Source organism: Chitinophaga sp., assembly GCF_036566945.1.
In the GTDB taxonomy this organism is placed as follows: domain Bacteria; phylum Bacteroidota; class Bacteroidia; order Chitinophagales; family Chitinophagaceae; genus Chitinophaga.
This window is the reverse complement of record NZ_DATCVJ010001028.1, coordinates 1-1,873: the sequence shown is the minus strand read 5'-3', so window position 1 is coordinate 1,873 and position 1,873 is coordinate 1. Positions and strand designations below refer to the sequence as shown.

1 protein-coding gene is annotated in these 1,873 nt (G+C 43.8%); it reads left to right on the top strand.

The window, feature by feature from the left end:
* Positions 1–303: 303 nt before the first annotated feature.
* Positions 304–1,842 (top strand): GH3 family domain-containing protein, encoded by a 1,539-nt coding sequence (locus VIP81_RS30920; protein WP_331971146.1) that lies wholly within the window; start codon positions 304–306, stop codon positions 1,840–1,842.
* The last annotated feature ends 31 nt before the right edge of the window (positions 1,843–1,873 follow it).

Genomic DNA, 1,873 nt, shown 5'->3' with positions numbered 1-1,873 from the left:
TATCCACCTCCGTTACCAGGTCGTTAACGGAACTTTTACTGCTCACCTCGAATGGACCATTGAAATATTGTTGCAGTATTTTTCCGCTGGCTTCAGTAGCTTTGAGTAAAGTTGTTTTTAACATGCCGCAAAGGTAATTACGAATTACGAATTATGAATTGCGAATTATAGCCTACATCTTTGGATATTTTGTATGTATAGAGGACTTGTTGATAACTCATAACCTGTAATTCAGAATTATCAGTCAACTTATATTCAATATTCCACTTATTTTTGTAGTTCAATTAAAGAGAGGGAAAGTTAATGGCCATTATAGGTAATCTTATTTCCAGGTCACTACGCATCAGGAAGAAGTTCACGTTTAAGTTAGGAACGCCTCGCCAATACCAGCTGCAGGTACTGCATCGTTTGCTGGAGAAGGCCAAGGAGACGGAGTTTGGTAAGCACTATCAATTTCAGGAAATTCTGGATAGTCCCAATTTCATAGGACAATACCGCGAAAACATACCCGTGCATAACTATACAAAAATGCACGCTGAGTGGTGGTATCGCTGTCTGGAAGGTGAAGCTAACGTGAGCTGGCCGGAGAAAATCAAATACTTCGCATTGAGTTCAGGTACCTCGGAATCTGCCAGCAAGCATATACCTGTTACCAAAGCAATGCTGAAAACCGTGAAGAAAGTAGGTGTGAAGCAGCTGTATTCTATGGCAAACTTCAACATACCGCCCCGTTCCTTTGAAAAAGGGATTCTGATGCTGGGAGGTACTACTTCATTATACGAGAAAGGTGACTACTATGAAGGTGATATGAGCGGCATTCAGGCCAAGAATATCCCTAAATGGTTTCGCCGTTTCTATAAGCCTGGTGGCAAAATATCCCGCAAGCCCAATTGGGAACAGCGTATTAAACTGATCGTACGTAAGGCCCGGGAATGGGACGTAGGTACGGTTTGCGGCGTACCTGCCTGGGTACAGATTGTACTGGAAGAAATCATCAAGTATCACGGGGTGAAGAATATCCACGAAATATGGCCTAATCTGGCAGTGTATATTCACGGAGGGGTATCTTTTGAACCTTACCGCGACAGCTTCCAGAAGCTGCTCGGAAAGCCTATAGCGTTCATTGAAACGTACATGGCATCCGAAGGATCTTTTGGATTCCAGGCCCGTCCGGGTACCAGAGGTATTAAGCTGGTATTGAATGCTGGTATCTTCTATGAGTTCATTCCCTTCAACGAGGAGAATTTTGATGCAGAAGGAGAGGTAAAGCCGAATCCTAAATCGTACATGATCAACGAGGTGGTGGAAGATGTGGAATATGCGGTGATGCTATCTACCTGCGCCGGGGCATGGCGTTACCTGATTGGTGATGTGGTGAAATTTACCTCTGTCAAGGAGCATGAAATTGTGATTGTTGGCCGTACCAAACAGTTCCTCAGTCTTTGCGGGGAGCATATGAGTATCGACAACATGAACAAGGCTATCGATAATGTACAGAAGAAACTGGGCATCACCGTAAGAGAGTTTACAGTGGCCGGTTTCCCTTATCAAAACCTGTTCGCACACCGTTGGTATGTGGGAACTGATACCCCTGGTGTAGATCCAGACGCTGTACGTGAAATCATTGACCAAACACTGAGTGAGGTAAATGATGATTATGCCGTAGAACGCTCTGCTGCACTGAAGGAAGTATTTGTAGAAATATTACCAAATGATGTGTTTATAGATTACCTCCGTTGCAAAGGCAAGGAAGGCGCCATGAACAAGTTTCCACGTGTAATGAAAGGTGAGAAACTGAAAGACTGGGAGAAATTTCTGGTCGGTAAAACCGTTAAGAACTAAGTAGCACCTGTGACACGGAAATTATAAGCAT